Origin of the sequence: Sandaracinus amylolyticus, from assembly GCF_000737325.1 — a bacterium.
GTDB lineage: Bacteria > Myxococcota_A > Polyangia > Polyangiales > Sandaracinaceae > Sandaracinus > Sandaracinus amylolyticus.
Genome location: NZ_CP011125.1, coordinates 6,205,040 through 6,223,455, shown reverse-complemented (window position 1 = coordinate 6,223,455; position 18,416 = coordinate 6,205,040). Strand labels below are relative to the sequence as shown.

Below are 18,416 nucleotides of genomic sequence, written 5' to 3'. Positions count from 1 at the left end.
CAGTGGGGCATCGGGGTTCCAGAGCGCTCACTCGCAGCGGTTCTCGGCGTTGCAGTCCCCGCTCGCACAATCGGCGTCGAGGGTGCACGTGAGGCCGGGGCCGCAGCGCGGGCACAGCGCCCCGCCGCAGTCGATGCCCGCCTCGTCCTGGTTCCGCGTCCGATCGTTGCAGCTCGGCGCGAGGCAGCGCCCGAGCACGCAGCGCAGGCTCTCGCAGTCATCGGCGGTCGTGCACATCGCCTCGGGCGGGCAGCGCTCGCACGGGCCGCCGCAGTCGGTGTCGCTCTCGCCCTGGTTGCGCAGACCGTCGTCGCAGGTCGCCGCGGCGCAGATCGCGCCCGCGCCGCAGCGGCCGCTCTCGCACTCCGAGTTCGCCGTGCACGGCTCGCCCTCGGGGCAGAGCCCGCACTCGCCGCCGCAGTCCACGCCGACTTCCGCGCCGTTCTCGACACCGTCCACGCAGCTCGGCTCGAGGCAGAAGCCGCGCTGACACACACCGTCCGCGCAGTCGCTGGCGGCGCGACACCCACGACCGGCGCCGCAGGCCGTGCACTCCGGCCCGCCGCAGTCGACCGACGTCTCGTGGCCGTCGAGGAGCTCGTTCGAGCAGAGCGCGCCCGGCACGAATGCGTCCTCCATCGGCGCGTCGAGAGGCGCGCCGGAGTCGGCGCCGGAGCCGTCCGAGTCGCCGCACGCAGCGAGCAGGACGACACCCAGGACGAAGATCGCGCGGGGCGCGCGACCGAGATCGCTACGAGGCTGCATCGAGGGGAACGCTCCTGTTGCGACGCGTGCGCCGCGACTGCTCTGCGAGCGAGTCGCGGCGTGAGCGCCGAGGATCACTGGATCACGACGAATTCGTCAGCCGAGTCGTCGAACGTCACGAGCGCGCCGGTGGCCGGGTCGATCGCGAGACCGCCCGTCATTCCGGTGACGTTCGCCAGCGTGGAGAGCGTCGGGGAGGGACCCGCGGGCTCGCAGACGAACTGCACGGTATCGGTGAAGTCGCCGCTGCTCGCGGCGCCGACCAGGTAGAGGACGTCGAAGGTGCCGTCGGCGTCGGTGTCGCCGCCGCGCAGCGTGCTCGACACCGAGGAATTGATGTCGAACGCAGGCGACGCGAACATCACCTCGGGCGCTCCCCCCGCGACCGGAACGCGGAAGAGGGTGTCCGTGGACGTCGTGTCGACGCATGCGAGGTAGAAGTACGTCGCGTCGCGGGTGAGCCCGTTGCAGTCGCCCATGCCGGGGGTGCTGCTCGGCGAGAGGACACGCTCTTGGACGGCGGCGACGAAACGAGTGGTGTCGTCGAGCGTGACGCCGAGATCGACCGACCAGATCTCGGTGGACACGCCGGTGCTGTCCTCTTCCGTCAGGAGGTACAGCTTGTCGCCGTAGACGTAGGCCGACCTGAAGTCGTCGGCCGGGATCGGGAAGAAGTCCGCGTAGTCCTCGATGCGCCAGGTCACGCCACCGTCTCGCGAGATGCGGAAGAGGCGACCGCGACTGCCGACGGTGCTCGAGGTGGTCGCCTCGACCATGTAGATGTCGTCGCCGTGGATCGCCATCGCGGCCCCGAGGTGAGAGCTGGTCAGCCCTGCGGCCGCCTCGATGTCCTGATGCGATCCGCCCGCACGCGGGGCGCGGAAGAAGGCCGAGCTGTCGCCCACGTAGAAGTACTCGTCGTCGACCGCCAGGTAGTCGGCGGTCACCGTGCCGATGTTCGTGATGACGTCGGTCTGCGTGTTGCCCACGACGCCCCCGATGCCGGGCGCGCACGCGACCTGCGTCGCGGTGACGTCGACGGTGAGCGGGTTCGGCAGCGGCGGGAGATCGCTGGCCGTGCCGGAGTCGATCACGTGGACGTAGACGGTCGTACCGGCAGGGACGACGACCTGGTCGGTCGGCTGCATCGCAGCGCTCAAGGTGCTCGCGTACAGGCAGGCGATCTCGCTGTCGGGATCACCACACGTCGTCACGAGCGAGACGAGGAGCGGCGCGTAGCTCGTCGCGGAGCTCGCGGAGTTCGCCTTGTGGAACGTGAACGTGAGCGCCTGGTTGGCCGGCGCCGTGTACGACAGGACGATGTCCGGTCCGTTGAGGCCGGCGCTGGTGCTGCACGACGCTCGCTCGCGGAGGTAGTCGTTCGTCGCCGCCTCCCAGGTGATCGTGTTCGTCCCGACCGTGAGCGGGATCGCGCTCTCGCACCTGTCGCCCGCGCCCGCGCCGCCGCCCCCGGCCGCGATGCAGGTCGAGCGAACGCAGGCCTGATCCACACCGCAGACGGTGCCGCACGCGCCGCAGTTCAGGGCGTCGGTCGCGAGCTCCGCCTCGCAGCCGTTCTCCGGCGCGCCGTCGCAGTCGTCGAAGCCGGCGTCGCAGCTCGCGAGCACGCACTCGCCTGCGCTGCAGCCCGCCACCGCGTCCGCGAGCTCGCAGCCGATGCCGCACCCGCCGCAGTTCTCGACGTCGGTCGCGAGCGGCGTCTCGCAACCGTCCGTGGCGATGCCGTTGCAATCGCCCTGGAGCGCGCTGCACTCGAATCGGCAGCTGCCGTTCGAGCAGAACGGCGTTCCGCCCGCGACCGCCGGGCAGGCGTTGCCGCACGCGCCGCAGTGGTCGGGCGAGGTCGCGAGCGAGACGCACGCGCCGTCGCACGCGGCGAGCGAGCCACCGCAGGTGATCTCGCAGTGGCCCGCGTTGCACACCGCGCCGGGCGCGCACGCGTTGCCGCACTCACCGCAGTTCGCGTGGCTGCTCTGGAGGTCGGCGCAGACGCCTCCGCAGACGACCTGCCCCTCGGGGCACGACACCGCGCACTCGCCGTCGGCGCAGACCTGACCCGCGCCGCACGCGTTGCCGCACTCACCGCAGTTCGAGCGATCCGTCGCGAGGTCGGCGCACGTGCCGCCGCACTCGGTCTGGCTCGAAGGACAGAGCACGCCGCACTCGCCGTCGACGCAGGCCTCGCCCGCGGCGCACGCATTGCCGCACGCGCCGCAGTTCCGCCGCGATTCGCTCGTGCTGACGCACTCCGTTCCGCAGCGCGTCGTGCCGTCGGCGCACTCGAGCGGACCCGCGTCGACGAGCGGCGTCGAGGCGTCGACACCGGGGTCCGTGCCGTCGTCGTCGCCTCCGCAGCCCACGAGGACGAGCGTCAGTGCCAGACCGATCCAGAGCGTTCTTGCAAGCATGGCTTCGCTTCCGTTCTCGTTCATGGGGGTCACTGCACCGACACGATTTCGTAGGTGTCGTCGTCGTACGACCAGAGGACCCCGCCGACCGGATCGAGCCCGAGCCCGTAGGCGCTGGCCGTCACGGTGCTGAAGCGCACGAGATGATCGACGTACGGCGACGTCGCGGGGTTGCAGACGTAGTCGATCTGCTCCGCGGCGGCGCGGTAGTAGAGAACGTCGAACACGCCGTCGGCGTCGGTGTCGCTCCCGTGGAGGGCGTTGACCGTCGCGTTCGTCTCGACGTGCCAGCGATTGGGCATGGTCCGACGACCGGTGCCGTCGTGCGCATAACGAATGATCGCGCCCGCGCCGTCACAGACGAGGTAGTAGAAGCTCGCGTCTCGCACGACGCTCGTGCAGTCGCCCTCCGCGACCTCGAGCTCGAGCACGGGCTCGACCGGCAGAGTCGTCGCGACGCGGGGCACCGACCAGATCTGCGTCGGCTGCGCCGGGTAGGGCCCCGTCGCGGTCGAGTCTTCGTGCGTGACGAGGTAGATCCGGTCGCCCGAGATCGTCACGCCGCGGAAGTCGTCGTTTGGCGCGACGGAGAACTCCATGTACTCCTCGACGCTCCAGGTCGCACCGCCGTCGGTGGAGACGCGGTAGAGGTGGCCCGTCGGGATGGGAGCCGAGTCGCTCTCGACGGTGAAGATGTTCTGACCGTCGATCAGCATCGCGTAGCCGAGGTGATCGCTCGTGATCGGCGAGCTGCCGACGAGGTTCGTGCCGGCGCCGCCCGCCTTGGGGAAGCGCCACAAGGCGGCCGTCCCGCCGACGTACACGTAGCCGTTGGGGTCGCTGTCCGCGGCGACGTACTGCTCTGCGGCGTACGACCCGCCCACCGAGTGGATCGCGACGGTGTCCCCGATCATCCCGGCCATCCCGGGCGTACAGGGCGGCGTGCGCACCGTGACCTGCCACGTCGGCGTCGGCGCGGGGACGCTCGTGGTGGGGCTGCAGGTCCTGAGGTTGAGGCCGGTCCAGCTGATCGTGAGCTGCTCGCCGGGCGGGAACGAGATCCCGGGGTCGATCGTGAGGATCGTTCGCGTCGCCTCGTCGAGACGGGCGGGAGCAGTGGCCTCGGTGCCCACCGGGTACGAGAGCGCAGTGCCCATGTTGCCGGTGATGGTCACGGTGCCGCCCGGCACGGCCGGCGCCGAGAACTGCGCGGTGAACGTCGCGGCGCGGATCGGCGTCGTCCCACCGTTCGCCGGAATGAGGCGCGTCATCGAGGGCGTCGCGTCACACGCCGTCGCGTCGAAGTCGACCGTGAGCGGGCGCGAGAGCGGCGCCCCGCCGCTCACCGAGTCGATCAGATAGAGGTGTGCCGTCTGCCCCGGCGCCAGCAGCGCGCCGCCACCGAGGAACGGCGAGTAGAAGTCACTCGTGCAGAGCGCTCCGTCGAGCGTGCCGCAGGCCGCGCCCGTCGTGACGAGCGCATGCCAGCGTGCCCCTTCCGGCTTCTCGAAGAACGTGGAGATCCACTCCTGCGCGGCGCTCGTGTTCGTGTAGCTGAAGACGACGTCGGGCCCGGCCGGCGCGTAGCCCGCGCCGCAGGCCGGCGTGCTCGTGATGTAGTCGGCGTCCGCGGCCGTCCACGTCAGCACGTGACGCCCGGGGGTCAGCGCGATGGGGTTGCCGCAGTCCTCGCCCGCCGGCACCACGCACGCGCCGGCGCCGCACACCTCACCCGCCGCGCACGCGTTGCCGCACGCGCCGCAGTTCGCCGCGTCGTCCGCGAGGCTCACCTCGCAGCCGTTGGTGGGCGACGTGTCGCAGTCGAGGAAGCCCTCGTCGCAGGTCGCGATCACGCAGCCGCCCGCGTCGCAGCCGGCGGTCGCGTTCGCGAGATCGCACGCGTTCCCGCACGCGCCGCAGTTCGTCACGTCGGTCGACACCGCGGTCTCGCAGCCGTTGCCGGTCGCGCTCGTGAGATCGGCGTCGCAATCGCCGTATCCCGGCTCGCACAGCGTCCGGCAGCTCCCCGCGATGCACGCGCCGCCCGCGCCGTCCGCTTCGGTCGCGCACTCGTTGCCGCACGCCCCGCAGTTCGACGGGTCGTCGTTGGTGTCGACGCACGCGTCGTCGCACTCGGTGAGGCCGCTCGAGCACGTCGCCGCGCACGTGCCCTCGCTGCACACCTCGCCCGCGTCGCACGCGTTTCCGCACTCCCCGCAGTGCGAGGGCTCCGACTGCGTGTCGACGCACGTCGTGCCGCAGAGCGTCTGGCCCGACGGGCACGACACCGCGCACGCGCCGTCGACGCAGAGCTCACCCGCGTCGCAGGTCGCGCCGCACTCGCCGCAGTGACGGCGGTCGCTGTCGAGATCCGCGCAGACGCCGTCGCACGCGCTCTGCGACCCGGGGCACACGATCGCGCACGAGCCTTCGAGGCATGCCTCGCCCGCCGCGCACGCGTTGCCGCACTCGCCGCAGTGTGCGCGCGAGCTGTCGGTGTCCGCGCAGATGTCGCCGCACATCGACGTGCCGGGGGCACAGCCGGGCGGTCCGGAGTCCTGCGTCGGGGCGCTCGCATCGTCGCGGGCGCCTGCGTCGGGCGTGGCTGACGAGTCGTCGTCGCCGCAGCCAGCGAGCACGAGCGCTGCGAGCGCGAGAGTCGGAACGATGGAGCGTGCGTTCATTCTGCTGATCCGTCCGCGGAGGCACGAAAGAGGTGCCCACCGGGTTCAGCAGTGGCGCCCCGTATACTGGACGGCTCAAAAAAAATGAGCCGCCGTGACGGAACGTGGAGCACGCGGCCAAGGCGTGAGATTTCGCCGAGATCTGCGCTCTTCGCGCACGTCGGATGACATCGCGAAGTCGCGCGCGGGCGCACATCGGCGCGCCGTGGCGGCGGGCGGCGCGCAACGACCACGCTCGGCGCAGAGACGCGACCGACTCGCGCGCTCGGATCAGCGCGACATCAGCGCGACGAGCACCGCGAGCACGAGCGTCATCGTGATCGCGCCGATGACGAGCGCGCGCGATCGACGCGGCTTCGTGGTCGCGGTCTTCATCGGCTCGCTCTCGGGTGCCGGCAGCGCTCTCGCCTCCGGCACGGTGTCCTCGTCACGACGGATGTTGCGATCCGTGTCGATCTCCGCGAACCCCTGCACCGCAGCGGGCATCGCGATCGGCTCGAGGCGCACCGGCGGGCCCAGCTCCAGCGCCCGCGCCGCGCGCTCGCGCGCGCGTCGCTCCTTCACGAACTCCTCGCCGAAGTGATCACTGAGGAACGCGCCGAACCGGATCTGCGACGCGAACAAGCGCGCGCCGTGCGCGTACTCGTCGAGCTCCGCGCGCATCTGCGCCGCCGTCGCGTACCGCGCGTCGCGATCCCTCGCGAGCGCGCGATCGAGGATCGCCTGCAGCTTCTCGGGCTGCGGCAGCCCGCGCTCCGGCAGCGCCGGGATCTCGCCGCGCCGCGCGAGCTCGAGCATCTCCTCTTCGCTCCCGCGATAGAGCCTTCGCCCCGCGCAGAGCTCCCACAGCAAGATGCCCGCCGCGAACACGTCCGCGCGCGCATCGAGCGCCTCACCACGCGCGTGCTCGGGCGACATGTACGCGCTCTTGCCGACGACCTTCGCGTCGCCGCTGCGCTCTTCCTGCGCGCCCGCCGCGCGCGCGATGCCGAAGTCGCAGAGCTTCACCTCGCCCTCGAGCGACATCAGCACGTTCGACGGCGACACGTCGCGATGCACGATGCCGAGCGCGCGACCGCTCGCATCCGTCGCGCGATGCGCGAAGTCGAGCGCGGCGAGCACCTCGCGCACGATGAAGAGCGCGAACTCCGCGGGCAGCGCCACCTTCGCGCGGCTGCACCGCGCGAGCAGCTGGTGGAGGTCGAAGCCCTCCACGTACTCCATCGCCATGTAGAGCAGCCCGTCCTCGCGGCCGAGCTCGAGCACCTGCACGACGTTCGCGTGGCGCAGCCCCGCGCAGAGCTTCGCCTCCTCGATGAACATCCGCGCGAACGACTCGTCGCGCGAGAGCGCCTCGTGGATCTGCTTCACCACGACGAGCCGCTCGGCGCCGAGCTCGCTCGCCGCGCGCGCGAGGTAGATCTCCGCCATGCCGCCCTTGCCGATGCGATCGAAGAGCTGGTAGCGCCCGAAGCGACGCGGCAGGACGGGCATCGCTGGAGCGACGGGGGCGCGCGCGGGAGACGGCGAAGGAGGCACGGACTGCATCGAGAGCGCGTGTCCATGTGCCATGACGCAGCGTTCCAGCGCAAGCACGCACGCTGCGCGCGAGCTTCCCAAACGAGCGCTTCTGCGCGATGGTCGCGGCCATGTCGCGACGCGTGCTCGTGCTCCTCGTGTCCTCGCTGCTCTTCGCGTGTGGCGGGGACGACGACTCGGTCGTTCCCGAGGACGACGCCGGTGTCGTCACGGTCACAGCGCACGCGCGCATCGCGTGGCGCGTTCGCTGCGGTGGCGCGACCGGCTGCACCGACGACGCGCCCGCGCGGGTCGTCGATCACGACGACGCCGAGGCCGCGCACGCGGTCGAGTGCGACGTGACCGCGATGCCCGACGGCAACCGCCGCTTCGACGTGACGATCGCCACGCCGGACGGCGCCGCGATGCGCGTGCGCGGCGCGACGATCGCGGCCGACGGTGATCGCATCATCGGCTCGAGCTGCCGCCTCGAGATCGACGAGCCCGACGACTTCGATCTCGAGGGCGCGTGCAGCTCGAACCCGCCGAGCGCGGATCGCCCCTGTCAGATCCAGCGCATCGACATCACGGCCGAGGGCGCGGTCACCGCCGAGATCCGCTGCGCCGACGTGCCCGCCGCGGGCAATCCCGGCGTGACGCGCGACGTCACCGACGACGACGTCGCGGCCGCGGTCGCCGAGCTCGAGCTCACCGGCTGCGCCGGGCTCTGATCGCGGCTCCGACTCACACCGGTGCGAGTCGCGACTCACACCGGTGCGAGCTGCGGCTCACACCGGTGCGAGCTCGCCGTCACGCCGCCGCGATCACCAGCTTCCGCTCGTCCTTCGCCGCGCCGTCGTCGAGCTCGCGGATCATCTGCTCGCCCGTCAGCTTGTCCGCCGCGAGTCCGCCGAAGTACTTCTCGAGACCGACACGCGCGTAGTGCGGGCGGATGCGCTCCGAGAGCAGCCCGATCTCGCGCAGGTTCGGCACCATGCGCCCGAACATCAGGTGCCGGAAGCGCTCCATCCCGGGCGAGGTCGCCACGATCTCGCGCCACTGCGCGCGCGTGATCACGCCCTCGAAGTGCTCTTCGTAGACCTCGTACGCGAGGAAGCGATTGCGCATCAGCAGCGCGACCTCGAACGCCCAGTCCTCGCGCTCGCGCCGCTCGCTCTCGCTCAGCTCGGTCACGATGTGCTCGCGCAGCGCGAGCACGCCGTAGTGCACGTGGCGCGCTTCGTCCTGGATGACGTTCTTCAGCAGCTCCTTGAGGAGCGGCTCCTTCGTCTCGCGATAGAGCAGCGAGAACGCGCCGAGCGCGACGCCCTCGATCATGATCTGCATGCCGAGGAACTTCATGTCCCAGCGGCCGTCGTGCATCAGCGCGTCGATGATGACGAAGAGGTTGTCGTTCACCTGATAGAGCTTGTTCAGCTTCGTATCGAGGTAGCGATGGAAGACCTCGACGTGGCGCCCTTCGTCCATCACCTGCGTCGCGCCGTAGTACTTGCCGTCGAAGAACTGCACGGCCTCGGTCACCTGCGCCGCGGCGAAGAGCGCGCCCTGCTCGCCGTGCAGGAACTGCGAGAGCATCCACGCGCACACGCTGTGTCGCAGGTTGCGCTGCTCCGCGACGGTGAGCCGGATGCCGAGCTCTTCGACCTTCTTCCAGTTGATGATGTCGTCGGGCAGCAGCGCGACCTCGTCGTTCTCGGGATCGACGTCCGTGTGCCACGGCAGATCGTCGCCGTTCCACTGGCCGCGCTTCGCGCGCTTGTAGAGCTCCTGCATGTCGGGGAAGTCGGCCGGATAGGTCCAGTCGAAGTACGCCCGATGCGTCGCCGGGATCTCGGTGGGCACGCCCTGTTTGCCGCGCTTCAGGATCGTCCCGCGGATCGCCGACGGACCGATCGCGCCGAGCACGCGCGGATCGTGGACCTCGAAGAGCGTCGAGGCGGCGTCGGCGTACGCCTCGAGCTGGTTCTTCACCTTGGCCGGCAGGAGCCCGAGCACGCGTGCATCGATCATGACGATCTCCTTCGTTGATCAACCGAGCGACGCGAAGAAGTCGCGGATCTTCGCGGTGTGGAAGCCCGTGAGGAACGTGTGCACGAGAGGCAGTGCCTTCTCGATCATCTGCGCGGCGCGCTCGGGCGGGAGCCGATCGATGCGGCTCGCGAGGAGCAACGTCTCGCGGTTGAAGAGGTCCTGCACGACCTCCTGGATCAGCGCGAGCTCCTCCACGCCGATGCCGAGCTCGCTCACGAACCCGAGGCGCAGGATCTCGGCCCAGCCCTGGAGGATCCACACGTCGCCCTCGGCGATCCACGTGCGGCCGTCCTCGATGCGCGCGCCGAGCACGCCGATCTCGATCATGCGATCGAGATCGCTGCGCGGGACGCCGAGCCGCGCGATCACCTCGTCGGCGTCGACCGCGCTCTTCTCGCCCTCGCTCTCGCGACCGAGCGTGTCGAGCCGCTGCTTCACGCCGACGAGGAAACCGCGCTGCGCCGCGCTGAACGCCGCGTCCTGATCGTCGAGCAGCGCCTTGATCGCCTTGAGCGGGAGGAAGCGCTCGTGCTGCAGCTTCTTGATCAGCTTGAGGCGCTCGACGTGCTCGTCGCCGTAGAACGCCATGTTGCGCCCGGTCTTGTGCCCCGCGGGCAAGAGACCCTGCTGGATGTAGAAGTGGATCGCCTGGCGCGGCAGACCGGTGAGGTCGCAGAGGTCCTTCATGCGCAGCGTCCATCGCTGCGCGTCGGGCTCTCGGATCAGCTCGATTCCCTCGTCCATCACGTCGGCACCTCGATCGTCGTGGGACGCGTAGGATGCCCGACGCACGTGAGGACCCAACCCTCGGCGCGCTCGGCGTCCGAGAGACAGTGGGGCTCGTCCATCCGGATCTCGCCCTCGACGACCTTGCACTTGCACGCGGCGCAGCCGCCGATCGCGCACGAGAAGGGAAGGGCGACGCCGCGCTCCGTCGCGGCCTCGAGCACGGTGCGATCGGGCGGCACCGTGATCGCGACGTCGCGACCCCGACGGCGCACCGTCACGAGCTGCGGCGACGCGATCGGCGACGCACGACGCTCGGCGGGCGACTGGAAGCGCTCCTCGTGGATGCGCGTGCGCGGCACGCCGCGCGCGAGCAGCACCTCGCGCACCGCGTCCATCATCGGCGCGGGCCCGCACACGAAGTGCTCCGCGTCGTCGATGTCGAGCTCGCTCGCGATGCGCTCGAACGTCGCGCGATCGAGCATGCCGCGCGGCCCGCGGTGCGCGTCGCTCGGGTCGGCGAGCACGTGCACCACGCGGAAGCGCTCGCTCGCGAGCGCGTCGATCTCGCGCCCGAAGATCACGTCGGCCTCGCTGCGGTTGCCGTAGATCAGCGTGACGTGCGCGTCGGGATCACGCGCGAGCACCGCGCGCGCGATCGACCAGCACGGCGTGATCCCGCTCCCGCCCGCGATCAGCACGAGACGGCGCATCCGCGCGCTCGGCACGAACGTGCCCGAGGGACCGAGCACCTCGAGCACGTCGCCCTCGCGCAGCCGCTCGTGGAGGTGCGTCGACACGCGACCGCCCTCGATGCGCTTGCACGTCACCGCGGCGAACCCATCGGCGGGCGCGCTCGAGAGCGAGTACGCGCGGCGCACCACCGCGCCGTCGATCGGCACGTGCAGCGTGAGGAACTGCCCGGCCTCGAACGTGAGCGGCGCACCATCGAGCGCCTCGAGGCGGATCGTGATCGCGTCGCGCGTCTCGCGGATCAGCTTCGTCACCTTCACGCGTCGCGGCGCGAGCGAAGGCGTGGTCGTCGCGGTCATGGTGCGGCGGGGACGCGTGATCGTCGGCGGAACACGATCGCCGCGGAAGTCGCGCCCAATCATCTCGACGTCGCGCCGCAGCGTCGAGTAGCTCCGCTTGAGCGCGCGCGTCGGCAGCAGCTCGAGCACCGGGTCGATCTCGGCGAGCGGCGTCGGCACGAAGCCGGGGCGCGCATGGCTCGAGAACGTCGGCTCGCGCACGCCGCGGAACCCGTCGGCGATCGATCGCGCGTCGAGGCGCAGCTGATCAATCGCGGGCCGCAGCGCACGCGGCGCGAGGCGCGCGAGGACGCTCGCCGCGACGTCGATGCCGTCGACCGAGCGCAATGGCCGCTTGCCGTGCTGCATGGTCCGACAGTGTCTCGACCGCCGTCGAGTGTCAAGTGGCACTTTACACGCGACACTGTACGGAGACTGCGCGTGTTCGACCGCGCGCCCATTTTCCCGCACGATGAACAACGTGAGCAGCACGCCGCGCGGCAGTTCGATCGCGGCGGTCGCCACGGCGACCAGCCTCTCGCTCGTCTTGATCGTCGCGGGCGCCGGACGCAGCGACGCTCAGCTCGCCGACGCGTCGAGCGCGACCCCGCGCACGTCGAGCGCGTCGAGCGTCACGACCGCGCCGCGGCCGACCGATCCGCTCAGCGCGTCGCCGTCGCAGAGCACGTCGATCGGCGGCCCGTCGAGCGGCCGCGTCGAGGGCGCGATCGCGCTGCCGAGCACCGCGCCCGGCCTGCGCAGCAACCCGCTGCGCCCGAACCCCGACGCGATCTACGGCACCGTCGAGCTCGTGCGCGCGCTCGTCCGCGCCGCCGCCGTGGTGCACGCGGAGATCCCGGGCGCCGATCTCGTCATCAACGACATCGGTCTGCCGAACGGCGGTCCGATCCCGCACCACGGATCGCACCAGGCGGGCCGCGACGTCGACGTGCTCTTCTACTACCTCGACGCCGACGGCGCGCCGTTCGCCGCGAAGGGCATCCCCGTCGACCCGCGCGGTCGCGGGTGGGACTTCGCGGATCTCGCAGATCCTCGCGACGACGTGCGCGTGCGGCTCGACGTGCCGCGCACGTGGCGCTTCGTGCAGGCGCTCGTGCAGGACGACCTCGACGGGCAGGGCGCGCTGGTGCAGCGCGTGTTCGTCGCGGAGCACGTCCGCACGATGCTGCTCGAGCACGCAGAGCGCGCGCGTGCGCCGCGCGCGGTGCGCGATCGCTTCGCGGACCTCACGTGCCAGCCGAGCCATCCGCACGACGATCACCTCCACATCCGCTTCTTCTGCAGCACCGAGGATCTGCAGAACGGCTGCGAGGACGGAGGCCCGATGTACCCCTGGCGCCGCCAGCAGCTGCGCGAGGCGCAGGTCGATCCCGTGCGTGCTCGAGCGCGCGCGCGCACCCGTGAAGATCGCGGTCGCACCACCTCGCAGCGCGAGGCCGCGACGCGAGCCGGCGAGATGCACCGACGCGTCCGCGCGTTCCTCGACGAGCGCGCGACGTGGTCGGTGCAGCCCCATCCCGGTCGCCCCTTCTGTCGTTGAGCGCCTGCCGGAGTGCTCGTCCCGCGGGTCCCGGACGGGAGCGCGCGACGCGCGCGGACGGTAGGGCCCGGCGGGCGAGCCGATTGATGAGCGCCTGCCGGAGTGCTCGTCCCGCCGATCCCGGACGGGAGCGCGCGACGCGCGCGGACGGTAGGGCCGGGCGGGCGAGCCGATCTCCGAGTCGCGTGCTGGTTCGCCTCGCACGGGGCATCGGGACACGTGCCCGATCGCGCTCCGGCGCGTGAAACTCGCACACGTGGCGCGCGATCCGAGTGGCACCTGCGCTGCAGTGCCGCGCCGCACCCCCTTTCGCTGGAGGTGCGCATGACCTGGGACGACATCGCGGCGCGTTGGCGGCAGCTCAAGGGACAGGTGAAGACCGAGTTCGGCAAGCTCGACGACGACACGTTCGACGCGATCGGCGGGGACCGCGAGCGGCTCGTCGCAGCGCTCGAGGAGAAGTACGGCTACCCGAAGGAGCACGCGGTGCAGCGCGTCGACTCGTGGGTGAGCCGGCTCGATCTGCGCTCGCGCCCCGCGTCGGCGACCGCGACGACGTGATCGTGCCCAACGTTCGCGGAACTGCCGAGGTCCCAAGCTGTCGGAGCACCTGCCGGCGATGGACATCGATGGTAGATTCTCGGCGGCCGTGCCCTCGGACGTGACGAAGGCGTTTCGCCTGTTGCCCTTCGAGCGGGTCCTCTGGACGGGCGGCCCACGTGCGGGCGTCCCGCGCGCGCGGATCTGGACGCTCGCACCGGCGGCCTCGCTGGTGATGGCCGCGGTCGCGGCGCTCTTCGCGGCGCTGATGCGCATCGCGGCGCTCGGCGGCTGGCAAGAGTCGGGTCTCGTCGCCTGCTACCTCGCGGTCTTCGCGATCGGCGGGCTGCTCGCGCCGCGCTACTTGCTCGATCCGTGCGAGTTCGCGGTCACCGATCGACGCGTGCTCTGGCGGCGCGGTCGCTCGGTGCGATCGATCGAGCGCCACGCGATCACCTACGCGCGCGTGCGCTGGCATCGCAGCGTGCCCGGCGTCGGGAGCCTCGAGCTCGTGCGCGCCGTGCCCTTCGGTCCGCTCGCGCGCAGCCAGCGCCTCGTCATGCACGATCTGCCCGCGCCCGATCGCGTGCTCGCGATCATCCGCGACGTCGAGCCCACCGAGAACGCGGGCGACGATCAGATCTCGCTCACCGATCGCCTCGACGAGGGCGAGCAGGTGCTGTGGGGCGCCGGCCCCGAGGGCTTCCTGCTCGGCTGGCAGGACGTGCTGATCACGATCGGCGGCGCGGCCGTCGTGCTGATCGGCCTGCGCTACGGCGTGCTCGTCGGATCGATCCTGATGGACCTCGAGGAGGTCGGTCTCGCGGTGGGCTCGATGCCCTGGGTGTTCTTGTTCTCGGCGACGATGCTGACGTTCGCGATGATCGTCGGCGTCGGCGGCGCGCTCGTGTGGTACGGCCTCGTCCGCGCGCGCGCCCAGGGCCGCGAGACCGAGTACATCGTGACGGATCGACGCCTGCTGATCCGTCGCGGACGCACCGAGCTCTCGCTCGATCGCGAGCGCATCTTCGACGTCGCGGAGGCGCCTTCGTGGCGCGGGCTGCGCAACGTGTTCCTCATCCTCGACGGGCCCGGCGCGCGCGCGCTCGGCGACACCGGCGCGCTCACCGGGCTCACGCCTCCGCGCGACGCGGTGCCGCCCGTGCTCTACGAGCTGCGCGACACCGAGCGCGTGCGCGATCTGCTCTCGTCGCGCGACGCGCGCGACTCGCTCGCGGCGTGAATCGACGACGTCCGTGAGCCGTCGCGACATCGCGCGGTGCTACCATCGCGCGGACTCGCGGAGGCTCCACGCATGCGTCTCGTTCGCTCGCTCGGCATCGTCACGCTCGGCATCGCGCTCGCTTCGATCTCGACAGGTTGCACGATCCGCGCGCGACGGCGCGTCGAGACGACACCGGTCACCGCGCGCATCGAGGTGACGCCGCCGCCCGCGACCGCGCAGGTGCAGGTGCAGGCCTCTCCGCCGCCGCAGGGCGTCACCGTGATCCAGGCGCAGTGCACGCCCGGCGCGCCCGAGCAGTGCAACGGTCTCGACGACAACTGCGACGGCCGCATCGACGAGGGCTGCGGCTGGGAGAGCGGTCAGATCCAGGTGACGCTCGCGTGGGGCACAGGCGCGGACATCGATCTCTACGTGACCGATCCGTACGGCGAGACGATCAGCTATCAGCGTCGCCAGTCGGCCTCGGGCGGCATCCTCGACCACGACGCGCGCGGCGCGTGCGTCGCCGGTGGCGACACGATCGAGAACGTGTACTGGAGCTCGCCGCAGCCGCCGCGCGGCACGTACCAGGTCGAGCTGCACTACTGGGGCAACTGCGGCGCGGCGGGCCCGACGCCGGCGCAGGTCTCGATCTCGGTCGGTGGTCGCGTGATCGGCGTCTACAACGTGACGCTCTACGAGCGTCAGCGGATCCCGGTCGCCGTATTCACGCTCTGATCGCGCGATGACACCGCGGCGGCTCGCGTACGTCGCTGCGCTCGCGACCGCCGCGCTCCTGATCGTCGCTGCGCTCGGTGCGATCCGCGGCGCGCGCGCGAGCGACGTGGTCCTCGCGATCGCCGCCGCGTTCGTGCCGTACGCGGGGCTCGTGTGGTGGCGCCTCCACGACGATGCGATGCGCGCGACGCACGTCGCGATCGGGATCGCGCTCGTCGCCGGGCTCGCGCTGGTCTGCGCGCCGCCGCTGCTCTCCGACGACGTCTATCGATATCTCTGGGACGCGCGCGTGCTGCGCAATGGGATCGATCCCTACGCGTACCCGCCGACCGATCCCGCGCTGATCGGCCTGCGCGACGCGCTCCATGCGCGCATCAACCATCCCGACCTGCCGACGATCTATCCACCGCTCGCGCAAATCGTCTTCGTGATCGCCGACGCGATCGCGCACGCGCCGTGGTCGATGAAGCTCGTCGCGCTGATCGCGCACCTCGCGACCACGCTCGTCGTCGCGCGCCTCGCACCCGAGCGCGCGCCGCTCCACGCGCTCAACCCGCTCGCGCTCGAGGAGGCTGCGCTGGGCGGTCACGTCGACGCCTTCGCGGGCCTGTTCCTCGTGCTCGCGGTGCTCGCGATGGCGCGCTCCGCATGGTCGCGCGCGGCGCTCGCGATCGCATCGGCGACCGCGATCAAGCTCGTCGGGCTGGTGCTCGTTCCGCTGCTCGCGCTCGCTCCGCGAGCGCGCGGTGCGATCGCGATCTCGATATCGATCATCGTCGGTGTGAGCGTGCTCGCGCCCGTCTCGCTCGCCGGACACGCGCGCGACGACACGAGCGGCCTCGGTCACTACGCGCGTCGATGGCGCGGGAACGAGGGCGGTTTCGTGGTGCTCGCGGAGGGCTCGCGGCTCGCGCTCGAGGGCCTCGGGCGCGTGTCCGGAGCGCCTCCGGGATGGATTCGTCTGCCGTTCCTCGCGCCGGTGATCGCACGCGTGCGCGGCACTCCGCTCGACCCTCGCGCGACGATGCTCGCTCCGAAGAAAGAGGTGCAGCGACCGACCTCGTTCGAGACGCGTCACCTCGGTGATCTGCTCGCGCGCGGGCTCGCGCTGCTGCTCGTGCTCGCTGTCGCGATCGCCCACGTTCGTAAGGGTTCCGCGCCGTTGCGCGCGGCGCGCGACGTGGTCCTCGCGCTGCTCCTCGTCGCGCCGCAGGTGCACCCTTGGTATCTCGCGTGGCTGCTCCCGCTCGAGGTCGCGAGCGGTCGCGCGACCGGCCTCGTGTGGTCGGCGTCGATGCTCGTCGCGTACGCGCCGATCGATGTCTGGCTCGTTTCGGGGACGTGGCAGGAGTCTCCGATCGCGCGCGTGCTCGAGTACACGTTCGTGATCGTCGTTCTGTGCTCTGAGCACAGGAGCGATTTCGCACGGACCCCCGTATAGCGATCACTTCGACCCGTGATATATCCGCCGACTCGATGGCGAACCGAAGCGTGTCGTTGGTCGCGTCGCTCTCGCAGGCCCGCTCGGACGACGAGCTGGGGCCGTGGGACACGGAAGTCCGTAGGCGTGACGAGCGAGCGGGCGATCGCTCGAGCGCGACCAGTCCACGCGCGAGCGAGCATCGCGCGACGGTGCGCTTCGACGAACGACGCATCGACGCGAGCGACGACGGACGCGACGTGCGTCGCGACAGCGGCATCATGCTGCGCGGCGACGTGCTCGAGCGGCTCACGGATCAAGAGCTCGCGCTCGACGCCACGCCGCCGATTCCACCGCCCGCTCCGCTGCCGCGCGCGAAGGACCTCGAGGACGCTGCGTTCTCCACCGACCCGCTGCGCATGTACCTCCGCCGCATGGGCGGCGTCTCGCTGCTCACGCGCGAGGGCGAGGTCGAGATGGCGCGGCGCATCGAGCGCGGCGAGATGCGCATCCTCGCGTCGCTGCGCGAGCCCGGGCTCTGCCTCGAGGAGCTCGATCAGCTGACGGGCCACGGCACCAGCGACGACGACGAGGACGATGCGCCGCGCAGCGGTCCCGCGTCGTCGAGCACGCGCACCGAGCTCGATCGCAAGGTGCTCGCGCGCGTGGTGCAGCGGCTCACGCAGATGGTCCGCCGCCTCGATCGCGCCGAGCAGGCGCTCGCGAACGCGCGCGAGCGCGGCGCCGGGCTCGATGCCGCGGAGCTCGTCCGCACGATGGCCGACATGCGCCAGAAGGGCGTGCGCCGCCGTCGCGTCGGTGGGCGCTTCGTCGCGCTCGAGGAGCTCGAGGCGGCGTCGGAGTCGATCAGCGAGGCGATGGCCGCGGTCGGCGCGATCGAAGAGGAGTCGGGGCTCTCGCGCGAGCGGCTGCGCCAGGTGCTCCGCGACGTGCGCGATGCGCAGCAGGAAGCGGAGATCGCGAAAGCCGAGATCGTCGAGGCGAACCTCCGGCTCGTGGTCTCGATCGCGAAGAAGTACACGAACCGTGGGCTCGCGTTCCTGGATCTGATCCAGGAGGGCAACATCGGCCTGATGCGCGCGGTCGACAAGTTCGACTATCGCCGCGGCTACAAGTTCAGCACCTACGCGACGTGGTGGATCCGCCAGGCGATCACCCGCGCCACCGCGGACCAGGCGCGCACGATCCGCGTGCCGGTGCACATGGTCGACGCGCTGCACCGCACGGTGCGCGCGACGCGCATCCTGGTGCAGGAGCTCGGTCGCGATCCGCACCCGGACGAGATCGCCGCGCGTCTCTATCCGCACCTCGACAAGGCCGCGGGCGTCGCTCGTGTGCTCGAGGTGCTCTCGATCGCGCGCGACACGATCTCGCTCGAGACGCCGGTCGGCGAGGACGATGATCACCACCTCGGTGATCTGATCGAGGACAAGAGCGCGAGCTCGCCGCTCGAGTCGGTCTCGGGGAACGACCTCGAGGAGCAGATGCAGAAGGCGCTCGAGACGCTCTCGGAGCGCGAGCAGGCCATCCTCAAGCTGCGCTTCGGCATCGGCACCGAGGCGCCGCGCACGCTCGAAGAGGTCGGCCAGGAATTCGGCGTCACGCGCGAGCGGATCCGCCAGATCGAGGCGAAGGCGCTCGCGAAGCTGCGCAACCCGACGCGCAACGCGCAGCTCCGGGGCTTCCTCGACCAGTAGAGTGGGCCT

The 18,416-nt window shown here is 71.2% G+C and carries 14 protein-coding genes; 7 read left to right on the top strand and 7 right to left on the bottom strand.

The features are described 5' to 3' along the window. Window positions 1–27: 27 nt before the first annotated feature. The 4 genes from DB32_RS26215 to DB32_RS26200 form a co-directional block, all read right to left on the bottom strand. The gene (locus DB32_RS26215) at window positions 28–765 is read right to left on the bottom strand and encodes a hypothetical protein (RefSeq protein WP_053235376.1); all 738 of its coding nucleotides are present in this window, start codon (window positions 763–765) and stop codon (window positions 28–30) included. 74 nt (window positions 766–839) lie between these two features. Then, complete coding sequence (locus tag DB32_RS26210) at window positions 840–3,218, bottom strand: MXAN_6577-like cysteine-rich protein (protein WP_083457783.1); 2,379 nt, start codon at window positions 3,216–3,218, stop codon at window positions 840–842. 5 nt (window positions 3,219–3,223) lie between these two features. Beyond that, on the bottom strand, window positions 3,224–5,878 hold the full coding sequence (locus DB32_RS26205; RefSeq protein ID WP_053235374.1) for an MXAN_6577-like cysteine-rich protein: 2,655 nt from the start codon (window positions 5,876–5,878) through the stop codon (window positions 3,224–3,226). Between the two features lie 270 nt (window positions 5,879–6,148). Then, complete coding sequence (locus tag DB32_RS26200; protein WP_053235373.1) at window positions 6,149–7,372, bottom strand: serine/threonine-protein kinase; 1,224 nt, start codon at window positions 7,370–7,372, stop codon at window positions 6,149–6,151. Between the two features lie 155 nt (window positions 7,373–7,527). On the opposite strand from DB32_RS26200, the gene DB32_RS26195 reads away from it, so the two are divergent. After that, a complete protein-coding gene (locus DB32_RS26195; RefSeq protein WP_157069396.1) occupies window positions 7,528–8,127 on the top strand; it encodes a hypothetical protein in 600 nt (199 codons plus the stop codon). A gap of 79 nt (window positions 8,128–8,206) precedes the next feature. Here the strand turns inward: DB32_RS26195 and DB32_RS26190 are convergent, their stop codons facing one another. From DB32_RS26190 to DB32_RS26180, 3 genes are read right to left on the bottom strand one after another with little or no spacing between them, the layout of a single operon-like run. Then, a complete protein-coding gene (locus DB32_RS26190) occupies window positions 8,207–9,427 on the bottom strand; it encodes a ferritin-like domain-containing protein (protein ID WP_053235371.1) in 1,221 nt (406 codons plus the stop codon). Between the two features lie 18 nt (window positions 9,428–9,445). Beyond that, window positions 9,446–10,192 carry a MerR family transcriptional regulator gene (locus tag DB32_RS26185; RefSeq protein ID WP_053235370.1) on the bottom strand — a complete coding sequence of 249 codons (747 nt, stop codon included), beginning with the start codon at window positions 10,190–10,192 and terminating at the stop codon, window positions 9,446–9,448. Beyond that, on the bottom strand, window positions 10,192–11,574 hold the full coding sequence (locus DB32_RS26180) for a ferredoxin--NADP reductase (RefSeq protein ID WP_083457780.1): 1,383 nt from the start codon (window positions 11,572–11,574) through the stop codon (window positions 10,192–10,194). The genes DB32_RS26185 and DB32_RS26180 overlap by 1 nt, the downstream gene beginning before the upstream one ends. Before the next feature lie 103 nt (window positions 11,575–11,677). Here DB32_RS26180 and DB32_RS26175 point away from each other — a divergent pair, with 103 nt between their 5' ends. The 6 genes from DB32_RS26175 (at window position 11,678) to DB32_RS50170 (ending at window position 18,407) form a co-directional block, all read left to right on the top strand. After that, on the top strand, window positions 11,678–12,766 hold the full coding sequence (locus DB32_RS26175; RefSeq protein WP_053235368.1) for a penicillin-insensitive murein endopeptidase: 1,089 nt from the start codon (window positions 11,678–11,680) through the stop codon (window positions 12,764–12,766). Between the two features lie 324 nt (window positions 12,767–13,090). Then, on the top strand, window positions 13,091–13,327 hold the full coding sequence (locus DB32_RS26170) for a CsbD family protein (RefSeq protein WP_075098021.1): 237 nt from the start codon (window positions 13,091–13,093) through the stop codon (window positions 13,325–13,327). A gap of 100 nt (window positions 13,328–13,427) precedes the next feature. After that, window positions 13,428–14,549 (top strand): hypothetical protein, encoded by a 1,122-nt coding sequence (locus tag DB32_RS26165; RefSeq protein WP_157069395.1) that lies wholly within the window; start codon window positions 13,428–13,430, stop codon window positions 14,547–14,549. A gap of 72 nt (window positions 14,550–14,621) precedes the next feature. Next, window positions 14,622–15,269, top strand: coding sequence for a MopE-related protein (locus DB32_RS26160; protein WP_053235365.1), 648 nt, complete (start codon window positions 14,622–14,624; stop codon window positions 15,267–15,269). A gap of 7 nt (window positions 15,270–15,276) precedes the next feature. After that, entirely contained in the window at window positions 15,277–16,710 is a 1,434-nt protein-coding gene (locus DB32_RS26155) for an MptA/MptB family glycosyltransferase (RefSeq protein WP_053235364.1), read from the top strand. A 35-nt stretch (window positions 16,711–16,745) separates the two neighbouring features. After that, a complete protein-coding gene (locus DB32_RS50170; protein ID WP_053235363.1) occupies window positions 16,746–18,407 on the top strand; it encodes a sigma-70 family RNA polymerase sigma factor in 1,662 nt (553 codons plus the stop codon). Window positions 18,408–18,416: the final 9 nt, after the last annotated feature.